This is a genomic window from Priestia sp. TGN 0903 (genome assembly GCF_050846855.1).
Lineage (GTDB): Bacteria > Bacillota > Bacilli > Bacillales > Bacillaceae_H > Priestia > Priestia zanthoxyli.
Map to the genome: position 1 here is coordinate 94,938 of NZ_JBOZGL010000003.1, position 19,086 is coordinate 114,023.

Here is a 19,086-nt window from a genome sequence, read left to right on the forward strand (position 1 = left end):
CTTTTTTTGTGCTTATATTTGTTATTAGAACGTACGTGCAGCTTCTTTAGCGCGAGCAATACCGTCTTCTTTAATTTCTTGTGCTTTATCTGGCATTGCAGCCTGTCCTTCTACAAATAGGCTTCCGATAGAAGGAACCCCAAAGAAGTTCATCATAATGCGCATATAGCGGTGACCCATTTCTAGTTCACCAGCAGGGCCGCGAGAGTAGATACCGCCGTTTGCTTGAATATGATACGCTTTTTTATCTGTTAATAGACCTACAGAACCTTCTGCTGTATATTTAAATGATTTTCCAGCTACTGCTACAGCATCTAAGTATGCTTTCATCACTGGAGGGAATGAGAAGTTCCACATTGGTGTAACAAATACATATTTGTCCGCTTGAGCAAATTGGTCACTTAACTCGTTTAGGCGAGCAACTTTGCGCTGTTCTTCAGAAGTAAGTGTATCAAATTCTGCGCCGCTTCCAAGTTTGCCCCATCCGCTGAATACATCGCCGTCGATGTGAGGGATATGCTCTTGATATAAGTTAACGTGAACAATCTCATCCGCTGGGTTTACTTCTTTATACTCATTAATAAATGCATCTCCCGCAGCCATACTGAATGATTGCGTAGCATCGTTAGGGTTTGCTGTAATATATAATACTTTTGCCATAATTCTTTTCACCTTTCTGTTTTCAATATATAAATGTTGTTTTATGAATTAAAGATAATATGTTCGAAAACATCTACTACGTTATTAATAGTAACTTACGTAACAAATTTAGTCAAAGGTTTTTTATTAGGTTTTATCATGCTCAAAAACATTTTTAAGAGTATTACGCTTTTGGGTTTTATGGATGAATCCTTTAAAAATAAGGGTTTTTTCAGTTTGGAGTGTGATTTTAAACGTTATTTATCTAGAGGAACTATCTTTTTTTGAAGATGGATAATTAAAAAAAAGAAAAAGAAAAATTATATATTTTTGTTTCATGCGTTATTAATAGTAACAAAAAATAACAGCGTTTAACCGTTTGTTTAACATATATTTTTAGCGCAAAACGAGACAGAAAGAGAGGAATATTTCAAGGGAAATATAATGTAGCGAAGAGGAAAGAAAAGAAAAAGACCCCGGTCAGCTTCGAGGTCTTTTTGATTCTTATTGAATTTAAAACGTTTTGGCCATTGAATGTGCTTTTTGGAGTGCTTTTTCTTTAATTTGCGGAATTTGATCCGGGAATTTTACTTGCCCTTCAATAATAATGCTTTCAAACGCTTCAATACCAAAGAAGTCCATCATGATTTCTAAATAGCGGTGGCCCATTTCTCTTGCCATTTCTGGGCCTTCTGAATACACGTCTCCGCGGGACTGAATGTGAATTGCTTTTTTTCCTTTAAGCAATCCCTGAGCGCCTTCTTTTGTATATGTAAAGGTTTTACCTGACACGGTAATCGCATCGATGTACGTTTTCATGATCGCAGGAACGGAAAAATTCCACATTGGCGTGACAAAAATATATTTGTCAGCAAGTACGAACTGTCCGCCTAGTTCGGCTAACCGTCCCACTTTTAATCGTTCATCCGTTGATAAATCCTGGATGGAGGAGTGAGAACGAAGCTTTTTCCATCCGTTAAATACGTCTGCATCTAAGTATGGAATATCTGCTTGATATAAATCTAAATGAACCACATCATCTTCTGGATGTGTTTGCTTATACACGTCAATAAATTCTTTCCCTACAGCCATGCTAAGCGATTCGTCTTCAGCTAAAGGGTGTGCAGTAATATAGAGAACATTTGCCATGATGCTCATCCTTTCTATGGAGTAGTTTTATTAATCTTGGACCCAGCTTTCTGCCCACTGGCTAATCGGTCCTAGTATTTTACCTAACTCTGTTCCTTTTTGAGTCAGCGAATATTCAGAACGAATAGGGCGGTCGGGAATGACATTTCGGACAACGATTCCGTGGTCTTCAAGCTCTTTAATCCGTTCTGTCAACAGCCTTCTGCTTAAAGCTGGTATACTTTCATTTAATTCACTAAAGCGTTTAGGACCGCTCATAAGCACATAGATGATTAATCCTGTCCACTTCTTGCCAATCAGTTCGAAACTTTTTTCTACTTTAGGTTGAATATCTTTTGGTTCGTCCATATTACGTATCCTCCTTCAAACAATATGGATGAAAAATAACTTATGCATTTATTGTAACAGAAAAAGCATAAAAACATGTGGAAACTTTGGGTGAAGCAGGGTGAAATGAATAAATTCACTAATGTTTGTACCTTGCCTTTTGTTTTATAAAAACTTTTCACACATAGGCTTGTCACAACATATGATGTACAAATTCTCTTTAAGAAAAGGTGGTATGGTCATGGCAGGAGTTATTAACATCTGTAACACGAGAATTAATGGTATGGCAAGAAACGGATCGATGAATTTTGGAGAAGTTCTTCACAACGGACACACAGCGGATGTTAAATCTGTTGGAATCAACTCAACCTATGGAGACATTTCAGCTGCTTGTGCGCGAATGAAAAATACAAATATGGATGCAGATATATTTGATCAAACGGCTGTTGCAAATATTGATGGGGTATATGGAAATCAGCTATAAAAGGAAGCTGCTTATAACACATGAAGTTGTAAGCAGCTTTTTTATACTGAGAAGTAGAACACTTATTTATGATAAGAGAATATGTTTCTAATTCAATAGAACGATCTACTAAAGTTCCCGAATCTATTATATACGCCTTTTCCAAAAAAAATTATATATTGTACAAGCACCCGGTCATTTATTGAATAGTATATAGAGGAAAAACAAAGAAAGGATGATTAAAATAGAATTATATGATTCCTATTACAACCGTTCCGATGGAAAATACTATATTAAAAAGAAAAAAAAGAGTCCAAATCCCTTAAAAGAGACCAAAAATAAAATAAATAAAGCAGACCATTCATTATATAGTATGAGTATAAAAAATAATCATAAACAACCTATTAAAGTGAGTATTATTATGCCTACTTATAATAAATACCACCAAACCTCTCTTTCGCTTTACGGTTTATCTAAACAAACGTTTCCCCACGCTCAGTATGAAGTCATTCTAGTGGATGACGCTTCTTCTGACAACACACCTAACATTTTAAAAGAAGCTGATGTCCCGTTTAAATTTAAATATATTCGCATGAAAAAAAATAAAGGGCGTTCCTCAGTACGTAATATAGGAATTAATCATGCTGAAGGAGATCTTTTAATCTTTTTAGATGGAGAAATGCTGGCTCCTCCTGCTTTTATTGAAAATCACTATAAACATCATGTGCATGAATCCAACCTTGTGGTTACCGGAGCTATGCATTATGAAGGAGTCTACACGTTTATTATGCCAGACTATAATGAAGATCAAGTGGCTCATTTAAAACAACTAGTAAATAACGATGCTGAGTATAGAAGATTGTATGAAAACTATGAACAGACGCAGCAGCATTTAAATGTTCCTTGTCCTCTTGTAACAAAAGAAGATATTGATACAAACCGTTTTCAACGTTTATCCTTTCCTAATCGCTATTTCCTCAACAGCGGGCTAAAACATTTCGGAGAGCGACTTGAGGGATTTACGCTACCTTATATTGCATTTTTAAGTGGAAACGTATCAGTGAGAAAAGCGCAATTAAAGAAATCAGGCTATTTTGATGAGACTTTTGTCGGCTACGGGGCAGAAGACTGGGAGCTTGGATATCGTTTATATAAGAATGGTGCACAATTTGTTTTAGATTCCTCTACGGTTGCTTATCACCAAGAACACGGTATGTCTAAGCGAAAAGTAAAAGAACAGTGGGGAAATCACTATCGCTTCGTTAAAAAACATCCCAATATAGACGTTCTTATCCTCTCTCTTGAATGGAAAGAGCTTCCGTTTATGCATATGCATAGAACATTAGTTGAATATAAAGCGCTGGAGCAGCGTTTTCCTGATGAATATAAGGAATTTAAACATGCTTTTCGCGTCATGCTGTATAGAATCATTGAATATTTAAATAGTGGACAGCCCGTGACGAAACTTTACGATCTCCCAGGAGGATCAGAGGAAAGAATAAAAATTATTCAGCAGTTCGAAACACTGCGTCCTCGCGGATTTGACTACTTGGCAAGTTCTTTTGAACAAATCTATTACCTATAGTGGTTATCACATTCAAAAGCAGCTATAACATCAACTCGTGAAAATTGTCCCGCCGTAAAAACCCCCTCAGCTTACGCAAAAAAAATTGAGGGGTTTATTTCTATATCTATTTTATATAAGGGGAGAAAACATGAATCAAAATTCACCAAAGTACGTTGCGTTAACGTTTGATGATGGCCCCTCAGCTTACACGGCTGCAGTTTTAAAAGTTCTAAAAAGATATCATGTACGTGCGACCTTTTTTGTCGTTGGTTCGGAAGTAGAAAGATTTCCAAAGCTGATCCAACGTATTCATAGAGAAAAGCACGTAATTGGAAATCACACGTGGAGTCATCCTGATATTACAACTCTTTCTAAGCATGAGTTGTGGAAAGAAATCATTTCTACAAATGCTCAAATAGAGAAAATCATCGGTTATTCTCCCAAGCTGTTTCGTCCACCTTACAGTTCGATAAATGATACAGCTCTTGCTGCCATTAAGGAATTGGGAATGACGTCTGTTCTATGGAATATAGATAGCCAGGATTGGCGTGAAGAAGATCCACTGGCCATATGCAAACATACGATTAAAAATCTACAAGAAAAGAATCTTATTATCATGCACGACGGGGATCGGTATGGCAGCGGAGCGCGGGACCAAATTGTTGCTTCATTGCCGAAACTCATTAAGTATTTAATAAAGAACGACTATCAATTTGTAACGGTTCCTGAATTTCACCGAGTCGCATACAAGATTGAGGGTTGGTCTTAAGTAGAAAAAGGAATGGTTCTTAGCCATTCCTTTTTTAGATGTATGAAATAAGATAAAATGGATAAGGATTACATGTACTAGGTTATAGAAAGACTAGATAGAGAAACGTGTTTGAGAAATGAGGAGTTTGCGGTGAGAGTAGTATAAAAGTATTTCAACTTATAGAGAGAGTGATCGTTAAAGCATGTGGTCATCATAAATAAAATTGGAAAAAAATGAATCTTTTTAGGGTATGATTCGTACTAGTAAATAGATACATAATTTTGATGAAGAAAAGAGGTAATACATTGAGAAACAAAGGTTTGATCGCTACGATTGTTGTGTTAGTGCTTATTGTAATTTACGGAATAAGCTCTTACAATGGCCTCGTTAGCGCAGAGGAAGATGTAGATAATAAATTTTCCCAAGTGGATAACCAACTAAAAAGACGATCTGATTTAATTCCTAACTTAGTGGAAACGGTAAAAGGCTACGCTAAGCATGAACAGGAAGCAATTGATTCAGTCACTCAGGCAAGAGCGCAGCTAGCGGGAGCGAAAACGCCTGAAGATAAAGCTGATGCAGATCAGCAATTAAGCGGCGCGTTAAATCGCCTGCTTGTAGTGGTTGAAAAGTATCCGGATTTAAAAGCAAATGAAAACTTCAGAAGCTTGATGGATAGCTTAGAAGGAACGGAAAATCGACTTGCTGTAGCGCGTAAAGACTATAATGATGAAGTTGCAAAATATAATAAATCCGTTAAGGGATTTCCTAAAAACATGTTTGCGCGCACGTTTGGGTTTGATGAAAAATCATATTTTGAAGTAACAAATGAAGAAAAACAAGCGCCGAAAGTTGATTTCGGGAGCGATAAGTGATGAAATTTCTTGCTTCGTTTGCTTTATTATTATCTCTTTTATGTAATACGGTAAGCGTTGCTTTTGCTGCACCTGATATCCCAAATCCGGTAGGCGATATTTACGTTCAAGATTTTGCTCATCTGTTAAATGACCAGGAAAAAGCGGATATCAATCAAATGGGCAGAAAGTTAGATGATGAAACGAAAGCTCAAGTAGCGATTCTTACGGTGAATTCATTAGGTGATTCGGATGTAGAAGAGTACGCAAATGAAGCGTTTCGAAAGTACAAACTCGGTGATAAAAAGCTGAACAATGGCGTTCTTATTTTGCTCGCTAAAAAAGAACAAAAAATCCGAATCGAAGTAGGGTATGGATTAGAAGGAGCTATCACCGATATCAAATCTGGAGAAATCATTGACTCTTATGCTATTCCTAACTTAAAAAACGGCAAATACGATACGGCGCTAGAAAGCACATATAAAGCTGTTTATAACCAAGTCGTAAAAGAGTATGATTTAGGAACAGATTTTGAACAAAAAGTGCCAAAAGCAGCTCCGCCTTCTGATAGCGGTGTTCATTTCACAACGCTTCAAACGCTGCTGATTGCAGCTGTTATTGTGGGCTTGCTTATCCTTGACTTTGTCTTTTTTAAAGGAGCCATCACTCAATTTTTGCTAAACTTCCTTGTCATGTTTGGAGGAAGAGGCGGCGGAGGTGGCGGCAGTGGAAGCGGTCCTCGCGGAGGGGGAGGCGGCAGCTCCGGAGGCGGCGGAGCAAGCCGAGGCTGGTAAAAAGGTAAGAGTTAAAAGAGGCTGAGATAAAATGAGGTTAGTTGAAAGAAAATCCGAACGTGATGGATTCTTGATTGAGAATCCAACGCGTTCGGATTTTTTGTTTGGATGGTGAATATAGCTTTCATATCTTCATTCAGTTCCTTCTAGCAGTTGATTGGAGGGCGAGGCGAAGACTCCTGGGGGGAAAGGCTCACCGGCCGCGTCATGAGCGGTTCAGCTCATGTATTCTATTTGTACTCATTTAGATGAAATAATTAGGGGTATCTCAACCTCTTTTTTGCTTTGTATGCCTATATCTTAAAAAATAGATTTTTTCCATTGTATAAGCATAATCAAAAAAAATTAGGGAACTAAGAAAAAAGTTAGAGATTTACAAATAAAAAGGAAGGTTTTATATGAATACATTTAGATGGATAGCGGCAAGAAAACAGCTCTCTCCTCGTGCGTTTAAAGATGAGTTAACTAGTCAAATCTGGTTTAGTCCCTTAATTTATGCTTTCTTTTCGGTTCTTTTAGCTGCACTAACGCTGTTTCTTGACTATTATTGCAAAGTAGGAGAGAAGGTTCCTTCATTTTTTTCAATCAACATGGATTTAACCAATACGTTAGTGAGTACGATTATGCCCGGAATTTTATCGATTACGACGTTTACCTTTAACTTAATGCTCGTTGTGTTTACATCATTTGCAGCTCAGTTTTCTCCTCGCGTGTTAAAAAACTTTGCTTCTTCAAAATCTACTCAGCGAATTCTGGGCATTTTTATAGGTAGTTTTTTATATACACTTTTTGTCTTTCTATTTTTAAACAGCTCTCAAGTAGACGGATATTTTGCGATTCCGTTTGTGACGACAGCCCTTTCTGTTTTTAGTGCGGGCACGTTTGTCTACTTCATTAATCATTCTGTTAAGTGGCTGCAAGTAAATCATATGACTCAATCGATGAAAACAGCGTCCATAAAAGCGATTAAGACAACGATTCGCGAGGAACTGGAGATTCATCGAACGCAGTCTAGTCATAGCGAACAATTTTCCTTTCCAGAAGGAGAGAAAAAGCCGGTATGTATTCAAACATCTGGCTATATTCAAACATTGAACTATAGCCAATTGATTCACTGTGCCAAAGAGCATAATTTAGTGATAAAAATGGAGCGTGAAGTAGGGGATTATGTGCTCAGCGGAACCGTATTGTTTTATTATTGGCATAGAGATTCGACGGAGCAAGATGAAATGGATTGCACCGTCTTTCACCAATATATCCATGTAGGGAAATCCCAGACTGATATTCAAGACACGACGTATATTATTACCAAGTTTGTGGAGATGGCGATTAAATCACTAGGAAATGATGACTTCAAAACGGCAGTTAACTCCATTCACCAAATTAGCGATATTCTTCGGGAAATTTGTGCCGCGAGTCAATTTTCTTCTTACTTAGTTGATGATAAAGGCGTGATACGAATGGTGATCCCTGACAAAAAGTTTGAGGACTTTTTATATGATGGATTTGCTAATATCCGGCACTATGCGAGACGGAATATTATCATTACGATGGAGCTGCTCAAAACGCTTGGAAATCTCGCTGAGGCCATTGGGCCAGCTTATTATGACGACATCTGGGAGTTTGCCGTATACATTTCTAAAGGCTTTGAAGAAGAGTATTTATTTGTTCAAGATAAAAAATATTTTTTACATATTCTTTGCGATTTAGCGGTTTCCACAAAAAAAGAAGAGCAGTATGAACAAATCGCCAAACAAATGAAAGAATAAAAAAAAGCCGAAGTCAGACGCTGACTTCGGCTTTTTCTTTATTTATTCGAACGTTTTAAGATGCTTTTAGCATGTGAAAATGTATCAAAGCTTGCTTTTCCGTGATACGCACCCATTCCGCTGTCACCAACGCCGCCAAATGGAAGGTAGTGAGATGTCATGTGATTAATTGTATCGTTAATAGAACCGCCGCCAAATGACACGCTGTTTAAGATGTGATCTTGGACTGCTTCATCTTCAGAGAAAAGATAAAGTGCCAATGGTTTTGGACGTTTTACGATTGCTTGGATTACTTCTGAGATTTCATCGTATACGATGACTGGAAGAATTGGTCCAAAGATTTCATCTTGCATCACATTGTCTTCCCATGAGATGTTGTCAAGAACAGTTGGTTCAATAAACAGACGAGAACGGTCCGTTTTGCCTCCAAAAACGATATCTCCGTTTGTTAAGAAGCTGTTAAGACGATCAAAATGCTTTTCGCTCACTACGTGAGGGAAGTCTAGATTTTGTGAAACATCTTCGCCGTACGTTTTTGTTACGACTTGTTTTAGGTTAGCTAGCAGCTCGTCTTTTACATTTCGCTGAACAAGAATGTAGTCTGGCGCTACGCACGTTTGGCCAGCATTTGCAAATTTACCGCGCGCAATACGTTTAGCTGCTTCTTCAATATTAGCATCTTCGTGTACAATTGTAGGACTTTTTCCGCCTAGTTCTAGCGTAACAGGCGTTAAATGTTTAGCTGCAGCTTCTGCTACAATTTTGCCGACCATTGTACTTCCTGTAAAGAAGATGTAATCAAAGTTTTCTTTTAGTAAAGCCGTGCTTGTTTCCACTTCACCTTCGACTACAGTCAAGTATTCTTCAGGGAAGTTTTCATTAAACATCTTAGCAAGAAGGCTTGACGTATGAGGTGTTAATTCAGAAGGCTTTAACACCACGCAGTTACCTGCAGCAATCGCGCCTACTACTGGTGATACAGCAAGTTGGAACGGATAGTTCCAAGGTGCAATCACTAGAGCTAAACCGTATGGATCTTGATAAATGTAGCTTTTTGCTCCAGCGTGAGTAGATGGTGTTTCTACTTCTTTTGGCGCTGCCCATTCTGCAAGATTCTCAACTGCAAAGTCGATTTCGCTTAGTACAAGACCCACTTCTGCACGTTTTGCTTCCATTTCTGGTTTGTTAAGATCAGCTTTTACTGCTTTTAAAATGTCGTCTTCATGACCCACAACAAGTTCTCTTAATTTTTTTAGCGTTTCGATACGGAACGCAACGTCTTTTGTTTTACCGCTGTTGAAGAATGAAAGCTGTTTTTTTGTAAGTTCTTGATAGTTATTCATCAGAAAGTCTCCTTTTACTTCACATTTTTAGCTCTTTACTTATTGAATAGAACTAGCTGCTTATTTCCAAGTCGTAACCGTATTGACCGGTAGACGGTAAGAAGCATGGCCTTCGCTTGCTGCTTTTCCGATTGAGATAAGCATAATTGGAAGATAACGTTCTTTATCTAGACCGAATGCTTCTGCGATTAAGTGTTTTTCGTATCCGCCGATTGGATTTGTATCATACCCGTGAGCACGAGCCACAAGCATAAGCTGCATAGACACAAGACCTGAATCGATCAGCACGATGTCTTTCATATCTGCTTTTGGCATGTTTTCGTAAATCGGCTTAAAGAAATTTAGCTGCTGTTCTTTAATGTCTTGAGGCATATAGCCCAGCTCTACGGCCTTGCCGAAAATCTCATCTGCATATTCAACGTTATTCATATCACCAAACACGGCAATAACAGCTGAAGATGTATGAACTTGTTCACTGTTAAATTTCGCAAGTTCAGCTAGCTTTTCTTTTCCTTCCGGTGTTTCAATTACAACAAAGCGCCACGGCTGCATATTAACAGAAGAAGGAGCGCGCATAGCTTCTGTAAGAATTTCCTCCATTTCCTCACGGCTAATTTTTACTGAAGGATTATATTTTTTAATTGAACGACGTTTTAAAGCAATTTCGTTAAAGTCTTTTGTAGTCATAGTCATTATTCCTTTCTTTTTAGGCGTTAAACTTATTTATTGTCATTTCCATATTTTTGATTGCGGACAATTGTTTGATATATCAATAATTGATACATCAACAATATAATACATTGATTTAAGAATTGCAAGGGAAAAAGTTTAAACTTTTGAAGTGGTGTGAATTAGAAGTGTGAAGACTCATTCTCCAGGGAACAAACAACTACAAAGAGAGTAAGGAAAAAAGAAATGATAAAAATGATCAAACAAAAAGTTTGACTACTTTATCTCTCTTGGTTACGATAAGTAACGAAAAGGAAGCAAAATTGAATTTACTGCTCTTTAAATGAATGACAGTTTGACAAAGAAGAGATAGAAAAATGTTTATTCTCTTTTTAAAACCTAAACTGTATTTGTAATTAGTACAGTATAACAAGACATATTAAACAGGAAAAGTAGGAGGACTTCAAGATGTATACAGATTTAAAAGATAAAGTAGTAGTTGTAACAGGCGGATCAAAAGGATTGGGTCGCGCAATGGCCGTTCGTTTTGGTCAAGAGCAGTCAAAAGTGGTTGTAAACTACCGCAGCAACGAAGACGAAGCGCTAGAAGTAAAAAAAGAAATTGAACAAGCTGGCGGTCAAGCAATTATTGTTCGAGGCGACGTAACAAAAGAAGAAGACGTTGTGAACCTTGTAGAGATAGCTGTTAAAGAATTTGGCACATTAGACGTTATGATTAATAATGCTGGTGTTGAAAACCCGGTTCCTTCTCATAAATTATCATTAGAAAACTGGAATCAAGTAATTGATACAAACTTAACGGGCGCGTTTTTAGGCAGCCGCGAAGCGATTAAATATTTTGTTGAAAATGATATCAAAGGAAACGTTATTAACATGTCTAGCGTTCACGAAATGATTCCTTGGCCATTATTTGTTCACTATGCAGCAAGTAAAGGCGGCATGAAGCTAATGACAGAAACATTGGCTCTTGAATATGCACCAAAAGGAATCCGCGTGAATAACATTGGACCTGGGGCAATTGATACACCAATTAACGCTGAAAAATTCGCTGATCCAGAACAGCGTGCAGACGTAGAAAGTATGATTCCAATGGGCTACATCGGTAACCCGGAAGAAATCGCGTCAGTTGCAGCATTCTTAGCATCATCACAAGCAAGCTATGTAACAGGTATTACATTATTTGCGGATGGCGGTATGACAAAATATCCTTCTTTCCAAGCGGGAAGAGGTTAATAAATAGAACTGAACAAAAAAAGACCTCGGAATATTCCGAGGTCTTTTTTGTATGTAATAAATGTATAGGATATTTACCAAATATTGAAACTTTTGTTGAAGTGCTACGTATATAAGCTAACGACGAATAAAGGACGTGTTGATATGCTCCCGGAAACGATTCAACAAAAAGTAAATCAATATAGAGATTTTTATATCAGCTTAAAAAATGAGCTCAAATGGAAAGCGGCAGATCACAAGCAGTTTATGGCTATCGCTTCTATGTATGCAGTGAAAGGTAAATCGCTCGAGCTTCAGGATTACCTCGAGTTAAGCGACTATATCAAAAATCAAGTAGGGATGTTTTCTACGTTAAAATCATCACAGCGTTTTACAATAGCAGCTATGCTTGATACTCGCTATGAGAATCCAAAAGAAACGTTTCATGAGTTTCTTGACGTATATGATCAATTGATACAAGGCGGATTTACGAGAGGCGCGTTTACGTACATTGCGGCTTCGGCTATGCTGTCGAATGAGTCAAGCCGAAGTCATAAAGAAATGGTCCGAAGATCCGCAGAAATTTATCAAGGCATGAAAAAGAAGCATCTTTTCCTTACTTCAAGCGGCGATGTACCTCTTGCCGTTCTATTAGCTGAAACGAGCGAGTCTACTGATGATCTCATGCATGAAATTGAACACTTCTATACAACATTGGCGCAGCATGGATTTAAAAAAGGAAATGACCTTCAATTTTTAAGTCATATTCTCTCAATCGATAAAAATTTAGATGCAGATACACTTATTGAAAGATGCGTATCAGTAAAAGAAGCCTGTGAATCGGCAGGTATGAAAGTAAAAGCGATGCACTACCCGGCCATTGGCTTATTAGCACTGTTTGAAAAACCAGAAACTGAAATTGAACTTATCCATGAAGTAGTGAAACAGCTAAACGCAGACAAGCTTTTTAAATGGCAGAAAGACATCAATGTTATGCTGGGGGTTAATTTGGTTATCAGTGAAAAACTGAAGGATTCTAGAGTGGTCGAAACGGGCATCTATACAACGATTGAAACCATTATTCAAGCTCAGCAAGCAGCTATGCTAGCGGTTATTGCGAGCACTTCAGCAGTTGCTACTACGACTACTACTTGATAAATTAAAGAGCTATAAAAGAGAGAGGGAGACATAACTACATCAATCTAACCTAAAGATGAATCAGTGGGATAAATAGCCCGTAGATTGCTTATAACATCGCGGTTGATTTCCATGCAAGGCTTCGCTTTCCGCGGGCGGGCGCTGAGCCTTCAATCAACCGCTGGAAGCAACTGCACATATGAAAGCTACGTTTACTATATCAATGAAAAAATCCGAACGAGTTTAATTCTCACCCAAGAATCAAACTCGTTCGGACCTTTCTTCAACTTAAATACTTTTGTCTCATCTTCTCTCTTAAAAAGTATAAACCTCGCCATCATCTGGAACAAAGACGCGGGACGCCATATCTTTTTCGTTGATAAAGCTTTTTAATTCTTCTCTTGATAGGGTCCAGTGATTGACAGCTTCCATATGGACAGAAAGAATTGTAGCATGAGGGGCCGCTTTGTGTACTTCGTAAATATCTTCTTTCCCCATCACAAGAGAACCGCCTTCTAAAAACTGATTATCGCCGCCGTTTACGACAATGACATCCGGTTGATGGGTGTTGATTTCTTCTTCAACAACGGAATACCATACCGTATCTCCAGCTACATAAAGCGTTTTTTCGCTCTTGTGTTTAAAAACAACGCCGCATACTAAACCAGTACGCTTTAAAATTTCTCCTCTTCCGTGTTCACCTTTTGTTTTGGATAATTGGATGCCTTCAAAGACCGTGTTCTTTGTTAGTACTTCTACATTTTTAAAACCATCAGCTCTTACTACTGCGGCATCTTCTTCATTTTGAACGAACATTTTGATATCGTTTGGCAACGCCTGCTTAGCGGCATCGTCAAAATGATCCAAATGAAGGTGAGTGAGAATGACGGCATCAATACCCTCAATAATCTCTTCAACGGATAACGGCAGGCTCACTAAAGGGTTGTTTTGATCTTGTCTGATCGAATTTGGGAAAGGAGGGTACGTGCCTTTTTCCGCTAACATAGGATCAATTAAAAACGTTTTTCCCCCGTACTCAACAAGTAAAGTAGCATTTCGAATGTGTGTAATCTTCATCTCTATCTCTCCTTTTTTTGATCTACCTCTAGTTTATAGGATGAGCTGTTTTCAAATACATAAACAAAATCAAGTCTTTTCGCACTTTTACTTGATAAATGAAAGAATAGTACTCAAAAGAAAAAAGAACCGAAACAGTGCTGTTTAGGTTCTTTCTAAGATTTCTTTTATTTCTTTATATACACGTACTTGGTTGCGTCCATGTTGTTTGGCAGCGTACAGGGCGATATCTGCTTTATTCAACAGCTCATCTAACGTTTCATTTTCTTGTTTTTCCGCTTGTGCTACTCCAAGACTTAGCGTAACAGAAATGGTTTTTTCATTAATCAGTAAGGGCTGAGTCTCGACGTGACGGCGAATTTGGTCAGCAAGCGTTTCGCCTTCAGATAAAGTATGGCCCTTTAGCGCGAGTACAAATTCTTCACCGCCGTACCGAGCAAAAAGGGCTCCTTGTGATAATACGGACTGGCAGGCTTTTACGACATGTACAAGCACCTGATCGCCGGCATAATGACCATACGTGTCGTTCACTTTTTTAAAATAATCAATATCAAGTAAAAGAAGTGTAAAAGAAGATGCGGACTTTTTTGCTTCATCGAACGCTTGCTTGCTGTGCTGAAAAAATGCCCGACGATTATAGATTTGCGTCAGCTCATCGTAATAAGCTTGATTTTCAAGCTTTAGCTGAAGTCTTTTTAGCTCCGTGATATCTGTAAAAATAAGCAGCAAGCCGTGACTGTTGTTAGCATACTGCAAAGGAGAAGTGCGAACTTGATACGTATACGAAGATTGATCTTCAGAAAAAAGCTCCAGTTCATGACTGCTTTTTGCATTTTCTAATGCAAAAGGAAACGAACGGCCGGACAGCGTCACCCAAATATCAGCAAAATGTTTTCCAAGCATCGACTTTTTAGCTGCGGAAACATGTTTTTAGACGCTAGATTAAATTCAATTAATCTATAGCTTTCATCGAGCACGACAACGCCGTCATTGATGCTGTTAAATATCGCGTCTTTCGCAACGGGCATGACTGTAAACATACGCGATGAGTTAATGGACCATAAATATAAAAATGAAGAAACCCATAAAACCATCGGAACTGGATCAATTCCCTGCGGCGTAAAGCCCATTAAATAGATAAAAGCTGTGACGATAGGGACTAATTGACCGACCATTAATGAAATTAACTGCAGGCGGTAAGCTTTGGCTGTTTCTTTCCAGCGGTAAACGGCGAGCAAAAAAGCAACGAACATAGACGAAAAGATGAACATGCCGTGAATTGTGTACCATGGTCCAATTTCTTGATGAACGTAAGGAGCACCTAGAACGGAATCAATTTCAAACACTCGGTAATGAAGGTGATGCCAGTCATTTGTTGCGACCATAATCAAACTAATAAACGGAATGATAAAAAGGGCGAAAATATGTTTTTTTCTTACCTTTATGCCGACATACTGCATAACAAACAGCAGTCCTGCAGGAGGCGAAAAAGGCATGCCCACGTATTGAATAGCGGTCCAAAATTTCATTTCTCCGAGGTTAACGGATAGTAAGCTAAACGCCGCACCCATACAATAAATAGAGGTGAAGCCTGTATGAAGAATAAATAAATGGGCAATGTTAGCGTAGTGGTGACGCTTAATAAATACGTAAAAACATAAGTATAGATTAAGAACACCGGACGTACAGATAAGCGTTATATAAGCTGTTAAATCTAAATTCACAATTGTATCCCTCATTAAGAAAGCATTTTTAGTTAAATGTAGCACAGTTGAAATGAAATGTGGATATTTTATGTAGGAATTTAGTAGTGTTCGAGATGGTAGAGGGACTATAAGGGTAGGTCAAGACGAGGGAAAAATGGTGCCTAAACAACAAGTAATTGAAACGAACGGAGAAAATTTATCTTCAGCTACAAAAGTCAAAGTTTCTCAGTAAAAAAACACATGCCTGAAAATACGCGATGTCCTTCATCTGCGTGTCTTCAGGCATATTTGTATTTACAGTCTATTTAAGTTCACCGTTTTACAAAGATGCCACCTGCATTTTTTTCTGTCTAAAGAAGACCCAATCTGTAAATCCGATTTCTTTAAGACGCTTTTTTACCAATTCAAAGTCGTCGCCAATACGCTCCGGATCATGAGCATCGGAACCAAATGTAATGTGTACCCCGTAGTGCAGGGCTCTTTCTAAAATATCGTCTGCAGGATACCAGCCTCCGCAGTCTTTGGTTTTGCCTGATGTATTCACTTCTATAGCAATGTCATGTGCCGAAATCACTTTTAGCGTCTGATCGATTACAGCTGTCTCGATAGAAGAAAAGGAGGGATAGAATCCTTTCATGGCATCAATATGGCCAAGAATCTGAAACATTCTGCTTCGGGCGGACTCTTGGATCAATTGATAATACGTTTCTTTCGTGCGCTGTTTTTCTTTTTGAGAAAGTCCTTCCCAGCGCGTTTTATGAAAGATACTGATTTCATCAACTTGATGGACAGAGCCGATTATGTAGTCAAACGGATATTTTTCATAGTGGCTTTGATATATTCCCGCATGCTCAGGAAAGAAATCAGACTCCACGCCTAACAGCACTTCAATTTTCTCTTTATATTCTTCTTTTAGTTTCAAAATCTCAGCTACATATCCGGAGAATGCGCTTTTTCCCATCGCAATGTGAGGATACGGCTGCTCTTCTTCGCTCGCAAAATAAGGAGAATGATCCGAAATCCCAATAATATCAAGGCCTTTATCAATAGACGCCTCTATATAATCTCGAATCGTTCCGCGAGCATGTCCGCATCGGTCGTGATGGGTATGAAAATCAAATTTTAACTCAGCGTTCATGTTTCATCACCTCTGTCATCTTTTTGTGTGGTGTATAGAATATTCTACAAAGAAACAAAGTATCCCTCGTAGAAATGGATGAAGAGAATATTTCTTGAATTTGCGGGTGATTCATCTACTAAAAAGAGTGTACAGAAACAAGTTATTTTATTTAATTTGCTGTAAAAATTGAATTGGAATCCGTTCCAAAAGTTACATTTGATTTGGCTTATTAAAACGCATATACTACTCATACACGATCTGAAATAACGTTCAGGTAATCGCTGCATCATTTGATGTAGAGGAAAGTCCATGCTCGCACGGTGCTGAGATGCCCGTAGTGTTCGTGCCTAGTGAAAAAATAAGCTAGGGCAGCTTGGCTTATAGCTTAGCTGACGGCGGGAAAAACCACCTAAGTCCTCGGATATGGTCGAGTATCCCTGAAAGTGCCACAGTGACGAAGCTTTGCTGGAAACAGCAAAGGTGGAACGCGGTAAACCCCACGAGCGAGAAACCCAAACAATGGTAGGGGAACTGTCTCGAAGGAATTTAACGGAGAGACGGACGGTTACATGCGTAATCGTAGATAGATGATTACCACCAGAGTACGAGAGTAAAATCGTTTGCAGTACAAAGGTACAAAACATGGCTTATCGAACGTTGTTGAAACAGAGACTGACTATATAAGATGTAACCAAAACAAACCACTGGGGTTTGTTTTTTTGTTTGTTATTTTTTAACCATAGTATGAGGACTCGAGGTATATGGAAATACATATTGCCTAAATTGCTGTATAGTTTACTTGTACCTACTAAATATGGGGAAAGGGAGAATATCGATGATTAAGAAAATGGAACATACGGCAATTATTGTTGGAAATATGGATGAAACGATTCACTACTACGGGGATATGTTTGGCTTTAAAGTTCGCCTTCAAGGCTCTACCGAAAAAAGAGAGATGGCTTTTTTGTATCTTGAAGAACAGCCGGGTATTGAAATTGAGCTCATTCGAGATATTGATCCGATTGGCGAGTATACCAATAGCGGGATTGTTAACCATCTTGCCTTTACGGTAGAGGATATAAATAAGGCGATTCAACATTATAAGAGCAAAGGAATTGAATTTTTATCATCTGAGCCTCAGCCAACGCTTGAAGGCGGACGAATGATTTTATTTCACGGACCTAATGATGAATTGCTGCAGTTAGTAGAACGAGTTAAATTCTAAAAAAGTCTACTTTAAGGGGTACATACAAGAAAAAATGTGTTTTAGATTCTCAAAAAAGACCTTTCTTTTAGTGTGATAGAAGGGTCTTTTTGCTGTGTAGTTACTATGATATCTTAGTTAGCTTTTTAATAATCCCCTTACGTTTCATAACAAATCCTTCTTTCTGCTAGAAAATGATGATCATAAAATTTTAATAAGAGCCGTATACAGCAGTCATCAAGATGAACTAAAAACATCCTCGAGTATGTTTCCATTTTTTATCGTAACACCTGCTATTTATAATGTATAATTCATTATAATCATATTTTTCATACATCTATGTAATGGATAGAATGGTTGATAAGGAGATGGTACAAAGTGGAATGGCAGCAGTTTAAATATTTTCAAACGCTAGCACGTACGCAGCATATGACGCGCGCCGCAGAAGAGCTGTTAATTACGCAGCCTGCGCTCAGTCGTTCAATCGCTCGTTTTGAAGAGGAAGTAGGAGCACCGCTATTTGACCGGCAAGGACGTTCCATTATATTAAATCAATATGGTAAAGTTTTTTTAAAGCGTGTAGATAACATAATGAAAGAATTTGATAAAGGACAAGAGGAAATTCAAGCGCTGCTAGATCCTGAAAAAGGGCAGGTGTCACTTGGATTTTTACATACGCTCAGCACGGATTTGATTCCAGATTTAATCGCTTCGTTTCGCAGTTTATATCCTAAGGTGAATTTTCAGCTGAGGCAAAGTCCTTCGCACGTGCTTCTTGAACAGCTGGAGCTCGGCGAACTGGATCTTTGTTTGATTGCGCCGATGGAAGAGAAATCGTTCATTAAATGGCAGCATCTTTGGAGTGAAGAGCTGTTTGTAATCGTACCGAAAAATCACCGGTACGCTGATCGTGAATGTATTGCACTAGAAGAAATTGCTGAGGAATCATTTATTCACTTAAAAGAAGGCTTTTCTCTTCGTCTTACGTTTGAGCAGTTATTTGAAGAGTCAGGAAGAATGCCTCACATCATGTTTGAAGGAGAGGAAGCTGATACCGTAGCGGGACTAGTAGGAGCCGGCTTAGGAATTTCTATCCTTCCAGATTTACACGGAATCGATCAAAGCAAAATAGTGAAAATCCCATTAGCTAAGGCCAACTGCCACCGAGTCATTGGACTAGCATGGATTGAAGGAAGATATCTATCACCGGCTGTTAAACAGTTTAGAAACTTTGTTTTACATAAATTTAATGATCAGAAATAAAGATGCTTCATGGCCTAGGCT

19 protein-coding genes and 1 other RNA gene are annotated in these 19,086 nt (G+C 38.3%); 11 read left to right on the plus strand and 9 right to left on the minus strand.

Annotated elements, in window-relative coordinates; translation table 11 throughout:
* Window positions 1–24: 24 nt before the first annotated feature.
* The 3 genes from ACRPLY_RS11180 to ACRPLY_RS11190 all read right to left on the minus strand — a co-directional run bounded on the left by ACRPLY_RS11180 (window position 25) and on the right by ACRPLY_RS11190 (window position 2,136).
* Entirely contained in the window at window positions 25–660 is a 636-nt protein-coding gene (locus tag ACRPLY_RS11180) for an FMN-dependent NADH-azoreductase (RefSeq protein WP_028414604.1), read from the minus strand.
* Between the two features lie 492 nt (window positions 661–1,152).
* Entirely contained in the window at window positions 1,153–1,788 is a 636-nt protein-coding gene (locus ACRPLY_RS11185; RefSeq protein ID WP_028414603.1) for an FMN-dependent NADH-azoreductase, read from the minus strand.
* 30 nt (window positions 1,789–1,818) lie between these two features.
* Window positions 1,819–2,136, minus strand: coding sequence for a winged helix-turn-helix transcriptional regulator (locus ACRPLY_RS11190; protein WP_013058076.1), 318 nt, complete (start codon window positions 2,134–2,136; stop codon window positions 1,819–1,821).
* A gap of 220 nt (window positions 2,137–2,356) precedes the next feature.
* Here ACRPLY_RS11190 and ACRPLY_RS11195 point away from each other — a divergent pair, with 220 nt between their 5' ends.
* From ACRPLY_RS11195 to ACRPLY_RS11220, 6 genes are all read left to right on the plus strand, one after another.
* Window positions 2,357–2,599: a spore germination protein gene (locus tag ACRPLY_RS11195; protein WP_013084095.1), complete on the plus strand. Its 243-nt coding sequence runs from the start codon at window positions 2,357–2,359 to the stop codon at window positions 2,597–2,599.
* A 214-nt stretch (window positions 2,600–2,813) separates the two neighbouring features.
* The gene (locus ACRPLY_RS11200) at window positions 2,814–4,163 is read left to right on the plus strand and encodes a glycosyltransferase family 2 protein (protein WP_098112415.1); all 1,350 of its coding nucleotides are present in this window, start codon (window positions 2,814–2,816) and stop codon (window positions 4,161–4,163) included.
* Between the two features lie 130 nt (window positions 4,164–4,293).
* Window positions 4,294–4,914 (plus strand): polysaccharide deacetylase family protein, encoded by a 621-nt coding sequence (locus ACRPLY_RS11205; RefSeq protein ID WP_049165661.1) that lies wholly within the window; start codon window positions 4,294–4,296, stop codon window positions 4,912–4,914.
* 287 nt (window positions 4,915–5,201) lie between these two features.
* A complete protein-coding gene (locus ACRPLY_RS11210; protein ID WP_080754488.1) occupies window positions 5,202–5,771 on the plus strand; it encodes a LemA family protein in 570 nt (189 codons plus the stop codon).
* A complete protein-coding gene (locus tag ACRPLY_RS11215) occupies window positions 5,771–6,544 on the plus strand; it encodes a TPM domain-containing protein (RefSeq protein ID WP_155007862.1) in 774 nt (257 codons plus the stop codon). Before ACRPLY_RS11210 ends, ACRPLY_RS11215 begins: the two co-directional genes overlap by 1 nt.
* Window positions 6,545–6,942: 398 nt before the next feature.
* Complete coding sequence (locus ACRPLY_RS11220) at window positions 6,943–8,313, plus strand: DUF2254 domain-containing protein (RefSeq protein WP_034268530.1); 1,371 nt, start codon at window positions 6,943–6,945, stop codon at window positions 8,311–8,313.
* A gap of 38 nt (window positions 8,314–8,351) precedes the next feature.
* On the opposite strand, the gene ACRPLY_RS11225 is transcribed toward ACRPLY_RS11220, so the two are convergent.
* Both ACRPLY_RS11225 and ACRPLY_RS11230 read right to left on the minus strand, forming a co-directional pair.
* The gene (locus ACRPLY_RS11225) at window positions 8,352–9,656 is read right to left on the minus strand and encodes an aldehyde dehydrogenase (protein ID WP_325077622.1); all 1,305 of its coding nucleotides are present in this window, start codon (window positions 9,654–9,656) and stop codon (window positions 8,352–8,354) included.
* 60 nt (window positions 9,657–9,716) lie between these two features.
* Window positions 9,717–10,343 (minus strand): nitroreductase family protein, encoded by a 627-nt coding sequence (locus tag ACRPLY_RS11230; RefSeq protein WP_325075184.1) that lies wholly within the window; start codon window positions 10,341–10,343, stop codon window positions 9,717–9,719.
* A 450-nt stretch (window positions 10,344–10,793) separates the two neighbouring features.
* Here ACRPLY_RS11230 and gdh point away from each other — a divergent pair, with 450 nt between their 5' ends.
* Together gdh and ACRPLY_RS11240 are read left to right on the plus strand one after the other, a co-directional pair.
* Window positions 10,794–11,579, plus strand: coding sequence for a glucose 1-dehydrogenase (gene gdh, locus ACRPLY_RS11235; protein WP_325077623.1), 786 nt, complete (start codon window positions 10,794–10,796; stop codon window positions 11,577–11,579).
* A 144-nt stretch (window positions 11,580–11,723) separates the two neighbouring features.
* Window positions 11,724–12,713 (plus strand): DUF4003 family protein, encoded by a 990-nt coding sequence (locus tag ACRPLY_RS11240; protein WP_325077624.1) that lies wholly within the window; start codon window positions 11,724–11,726, stop codon window positions 12,711–12,713.
* Between the two features lie 297 nt (window positions 12,714–13,010).
* On the opposite strand, the gene ACRPLY_RS11245 is transcribed toward ACRPLY_RS11240, so the two are convergent.
* The 4 genes from ACRPLY_RS11245 to ACRPLY_RS11260 all read right to left on the minus strand — a co-directional run bounded on the left by ACRPLY_RS11245 (window position 13,011) and on the right by ACRPLY_RS11260 (window position 16,616).
* Window positions 13,011–13,772: an MBL fold metallo-hydrolase gene (locus ACRPLY_RS11245; protein ID WP_325077626.1), complete on the minus strand. Its 762-nt coding sequence runs from the start codon at window positions 13,770–13,772 to the stop codon at window positions 13,011–13,013.
* A 144-nt stretch (window positions 13,773–13,916) separates the two neighbouring features.
* Window positions 13,917–14,675 carry a sensor domain-containing diguanylate cyclase gene (locus tag ACRPLY_RS11250; RefSeq protein ID WP_325077628.1) on the minus strand — a complete coding sequence of 253 codons (759 nt, stop codon included), beginning with the start codon at window positions 14,673–14,675 and terminating at the stop codon, window positions 13,917–13,919.
* Entirely contained in the window at window positions 14,642–15,496 is an 855-nt protein-coding gene (locus tag ACRPLY_RS11255) for a histidine kinase N-terminal 7TM domain-containing protein (protein WP_325077629.1), read from the minus strand. Before ACRPLY_RS11255 ends, ACRPLY_RS11250 begins: the two co-directional genes overlap by 34 nt.
* A gap of 301 nt (window positions 15,497–15,797) precedes the next feature.
* Entirely contained in the window at window positions 15,798–16,616 is an 819-nt protein-coding gene (locus ACRPLY_RS11260) for a histidinol-phosphatase (RefSeq protein WP_165636437.1), read from the minus strand.
* A gap of 248 nt (window positions 16,617–16,864) precedes the next feature.
* On the opposite strand from ACRPLY_RS11260, the gene rnpB reads away from it, so the two are divergent.
* The 3 genes from rnpB (at window position 16,865) to ACRPLY_RS11275 (ending at window position 19,065) form a co-directional block, all read left to right on the plus strand.
* An RNA gene (rnpB, locus tag ACRPLY_RS11265) (RNase P RNA component class B) lies at window positions 16,865–17,253 on the plus strand.
* A 180-nt stretch (window positions 17,254–17,433) separates the two neighbouring features.
* On the plus strand, window positions 17,434–17,823 hold the full coding sequence (locus ACRPLY_RS11270) for a VOC family protein (RefSeq protein WP_165636438.1): 390 nt from the start codon (window positions 17,434–17,436) through the stop codon (window positions 17,821–17,823).
* Window positions 17,824–18,180: 357 nt separating this feature from the next.
* A complete protein-coding gene (locus ACRPLY_RS11275) occupies window positions 18,181–19,065 on the plus strand; it encodes a LysR family transcriptional regulator (RefSeq protein ID WP_033580265.1) in 885 nt (294 codons plus the stop codon).
* Window positions 19,066–19,086 lie beyond the last annotated feature (21 nt).